Annotated in this window: 4 protein-coding genes and 1 pseudogene; 2 read left to right on the forward strand and 3 right to left on the reverse strand. The window is 59.6% G+C overall.

What is annotated here, in order from left to right:
* The 3 genes and pseudogenes from NW852_RS11910 to NW852_RS11920 all read right to left on the reverse strand — a co-directional run.
* A pseudogene (locus NW852_RS11910) lies at positions 1 to 167 on the reverse strand (IS630 family transposase); the annotation flags it as partial.
* 48 nt (positions 168 to 215) lie between these two features.
* A complete protein-coding gene (locus NW852_RS11915; protein WP_414372760.1) occupies positions 216 to 962 on the reverse strand; it encodes a GvpL/GvpF family gas vesicle protein in 747 nt (248 codons plus the stop codon).
* Complete coding sequence (locus tag NW852_RS11920; protein ID WP_414336050.1) at positions 940 to 2,061, reverse strand: sugar phosphate nucleotidyltransferase; 1,122 nt, start codon at positions 2,059 to 2,061, stop codon at positions 940 to 942. The genes NW852_RS11915 and NW852_RS11920 overlap by 23 nt, the downstream gene beginning before the upstream one ends.
* A 204-nt stretch (positions 2,062 to 2,265) precedes the next feature.
* Between NW852_RS11920 and hisG the strand changes: the two genes are divergently transcribed.
* Together hisG and NW852_RS11930 are read left to right on the forward strand one after the other, a co-directional pair.
* Complete coding sequence (gene hisG, locus NW852_RS11925; protein WP_414372758.1) at positions 2,266 to 3,000, forward strand: ATP phosphoribosyltransferase; 735 nt, start codon at positions 2,266 to 2,268, stop codon at positions 2,998 to 3,000.
* 199 nt (positions 3,001 to 3,199) lie between these two features.
* The gene (locus tag NW852_RS11930; RefSeq protein ID WP_414372756.1) at positions 3,200 to 3,994 is read left to right on the forward strand and encodes a photosystem II manganese-stabilizing polypeptide; all 795 of its coding nucleotides are present in this window, start codon (positions 3,200 to 3,202) and stop codon (positions 3,992 to 3,994) included.
* Positions 3,995 to 4,178 lie beyond the last annotated feature (184 nt).

Here is a 4,178-nt window from a genome sequence, read left to right on the forward strand (position 1 = left end):
GACCGCGTAAACTCCGAGCTACTCCCCGTTCCCTTCCCTCCCACACCCCTGTCTGTCGAGGGCAATCAAATCCTCCGCTGCAATATCCCTGATTCTTGACTATAAGCTAGTCGTTCTCTTTGCATCTCCTCTTCTTGGACTCTCGCACTGCGGTAAGTCTTTCTTTGCTTGCAAGAATGCGCTGATCCAGCGAAACGAGGGTGAGTACAGGCCGGTCAAAGCTTGGCGAAATTGTAGGGAGCGGTGAAATTGTTGTAGCGAATGCGCAGCCGTCCCTGAAAGGCTCGATCCAGCTCCTCCACTTTTTGGGCAAAAACCGGCTCATCTTCCCAGTTGATGAGAAACGAGCTGTTGTAGACCATGTTTTCCGTGAGCAGCTCTCCCTCGACGCGGTCGCCGGCCAGAGGGCCGAGGGTGGCTGTGAAGGTTTGGGCAATGTGTTGGCGCCGTTGCTCCAGCAGTTGCTCTAGGGCTTGTCCAATTTCCACCACTGCATCTAGCCCCAAGGGGGTGCCGACCATCGCGTCCCGCCGGGCTTTCAGGGCGGGGTTTTCCTCCAGCCCCAATTGGAGCTCTTGCTGGGGATCCCAGAAGACTTTTACCCCCACCTCCCGTTTGCCCTCTAGGCGCTGCAGCAGGGCCAACAGATCGGCCAGGTGCGGTTTAACCAGATCCTGCTCCACCTGGTCCCAGCCGCTCACCACCAGGCCAAATTGCAACGGCAGCAGGGCGCGGTGTCCCTCGTTCATGACGGTTTCTAGGACGGCTTCGTGGGCCAGCAGATTGGCCCGGCTGGCCAAGTAGCGCTCCTGGCGAGCCTGGGAATAGAGAAAGGCCAAAGATCCCAGCACGTGAACCCCCACCGGCTGCTTATCCAGCCCCACCACATTCAGGTGGCGCGGGCCGGGGGCAGCAACGATCCCGTAAAGGTAGAGGGCGCTATTGGGATTTGCCGTTGCCATGGCTGCGGGCATCTCCGATCAACCAGGTGAGGTTGGACTCTTCCGTATCGATGGCATTGCCATCGGAGGAAATGCAGTAGCGACCCATCACCATCTGGTGGCGCAGCGTCACTCCTGCGGCGATTTGGGTGTAGTTAAAGATGAGACTGCCATCCAGCGTACACCCTTCGTTCAACACACAGCCGTAGCCAATGGCCGTGGGGCCGATGAGCTTTACCCCATCCGCCAGGTAGGTGCTGGCCCCGATGTACACCGGCGGCTCGATGTGGATGCGATCCCAGTTGGCGCGGATGTTGATCCCTGTCCAGACGCCGGGCCGAATCTGGATCCCGGGCACCTTGACGCCTTTGATCTCGCCGCGCAGCACCTTCTGTACCGCCAGCCAGTAGTCATGGGTACGGCCAATGTCCACCCACTGGAAGTCGGCCTTGAGGCCGTAGAAGGGGGCGCCGGCTTTCACCAAGGCGGGGAAGAGATCGCTGCCGATGTCATAGGGGCAGCCGGGGGGGATGTAGTCCAGGACTTCTGGCTCGAACACGTAGATGCCGGTGTTGATGGTGTTGCTGAGGGCCTCTTCCTGCCTGGGCTTTTCTTGGAAGGCGGTGACCCGGCCCGTCTCATCAGTTACCACCACTCCGTAGCTGGAGACTTGGCTGGGATCCACCTCTCGCAACACCACCGTGGCCAATGCCCCCTTAGATTTGTGAAAGTTGACCACCTGGGTTAGGTTGAGGTCGATTAGCGCATCGCCGCAGAGCACCACGAAGGTGCTGTCAAAAAAGCCAGAGAAATCCTGGATCTTGCGCATGCCACCGGCGGATCCCAGGGGTTCGGCCACCGGCTGGCCGTTCTCGAAGTGGCCCTCGAAGGAAAAGCCGATGTGTACTCCCCATTGCTGGCCATCGCGAAAGTAGTCTTCGATCTGGTGAGCGAGGTGGCTAGTGTTGATCATGATTTGGTCGAAGCCATGTTCCCGCAGCAGCTCCACCAAGAACTCCATGACCGGCTTGTGCAGAATCGGGATCATCGGCTTGGGCATCATGTAGGTGATGGGCCGTACCCGTGTCCCTTTGCCGGCTGCCAGGATCATGGCTTTCATGCCGTCGTCTCTCCTCCGGGTTCATCGTGTTTTTATCATCCCAGGATCTGCGTTCTGGAAAACATCTGCCGAGTCTACCTCGCCGGCAAGAGGTCAGTTCCCTACAATTGAGGACGCAGGATCCCTGGTATCCACTTTCCTTCTTTAACTAAGTAGCATTCCCACTGCCCTTGTCCTTTTGCCAGAAGGGATCCCTAAGTGCCTATGTTGACAGCCACCAGCCCTCGGCCAGCTCCGAAGCCCAATACCGCGACGATCACCATTGCCCTGGCCAAGGGAGCCTTGTTGGCCGACGCTGTCCGCTGCTTGCAACAGGTGGGGATCGATTTCAGTCGCTTTTTGGATCCCGGCAACCGCCTGCTGCGGATTGAATCGCCCACCCAGCTCAACGGGCAACGCTACGAGGCGCTGCTGGTGCGCAACCACGACGTGCCGGTGTACGTGGAATACGGACAGGCCGAGCTGGGCATCGTCGGCTACGACATCTTGCGAGAGCGCTATGCCGGCAGCGAAGCGCGGGTGGCCCACCTGCTGGATCTGAAGTTCGGCTACTGTCGCATGTCGGTGGCCCTGCCCCAAGATAGTCCCTACACCTCGGCGGCCCAGTTGCCTCCCCATGCCCGCGTCGCTTCCAAGTTTGTCGGCTGCGCCCGCGAGTATTTTGACCGGTTGGATTTGCCGGTGGAAATTATCTCCCTCTACGGCTCGGTGGAACTGGCTCCCCTCACCGGCATGGCCGATGCCATCGTGGACTTGGTGGCCACCGGACGCACCCTGAGGGAAAACGGCCTGGTGGAACGGGACTGCCTTTTCGAGAGCACCGCCCGCCTGATCGCCCATCCCACCAGCTACCGCGTTAACCAACAGCCTATCGGCGAGCTGGTAAACCAGATTCGAGAGCGCTGGCTGGGATCCCTGGTGGTGAGTGGCCCGTTTTGAGGTGGCCGCAAGGCCTTCACAGAAGAGCAGGAGTCGGTAATCCAAGCAGTGGGAAAACGCAGCAGCCTAACAGCTCTGCCTGGCCAAGAAACTTCTGCGAGCCCGGCCAAAGAGGGGATCCCTATTGCGTACAATAGGGGCATTCGGGCTTATTTTCCCCAGCAGCATTGAGATTAAAACAGGTTTTTCGAGGTTGATTATGCGGTACCGTCCACTACTCGCCATCCTGTTGGCGCTCTGTTTGAGCGTCTTCGCCCTGCCGGCGGAGGCGGCTAAGGCCCCCTTAACCTACGACCAGATCCGCAACACCGGCAAGGCGGCCATTTGCCCCTCCGTCTCGGACGAGGCCCGCGGCCGTATCGAGGTGCCCAAGGGGGGATCCGTAAAGTTGACAGATGTCTGCTTCCAGCCGGTGCAAATTGAAATCGAAGAGGAAAAGCGGAACGGCGAAAAAGAGTTTATCAAGGCCAAAAACATTATGATCTCGGCAGCCACGCTGGGGCCGATTAAGGCCGAAGTCACCCCCAAAGACGGCGGGTTGGAGCTCAAAGTGGTGGACGGGATCACTTTTCAGCCGACCACCGGTCAGTTACCCCGCGGCGAGCGGGTGCCGTTTTTGTTTAGCGTGAAAGACTTGGTGGCCACAGCTCAGGGCTCCGCCATCGACCCCTCGACCGACTTTGAAGGGGAGTTCTTGGTGCCCGGCTACCACAGCAGCACCTTCCTCGACGCGCGCGGGCGCGGCTCCAACGCCGGCTACGACACAGCCGTAGGGCTGCAGGCGGCCAAGGACGACTTCGCCACCAACCGCAAGGTGGACGAGGTTTCCCAGGGGACAATGTCGCTGCGCATTGCCCGCGTGGATCCCAGCACGGGTGAGATGGGCGGCTCCTTCGTCAGCATTCAGCAGTCCAGCACCGAGCAAGGGGCACTGGAACCTCACACCGTCCGTGTCCAGGGCTTGTTTTACGCCCGCCTGGCGCAGGAGTCTTGAAGAGAGCCAATTTGGGGCTTGAGAGGGGCAGGGATCTGCTCGATTCCTGCCCATTCTTGTGGATACTCTGTCTGTCTCGGTTTGTCCGTTGGAGAAGAGGGCAGCGATGGCGGGATCCCACAGCGTTTGTTATGAACTACCCCACCGCGTAGGCGGGTGGGGTTTCCTCACCCGCTTGGCAGCA

Source organism: Synechococcus sp. H60.1 (assembly GCF_047462335.1).
Lineage (GTDB): Bacteria > Cyanobacteriota > Cyanobacteriia > Thermostichales > Thermostichaceae > Thermostichus.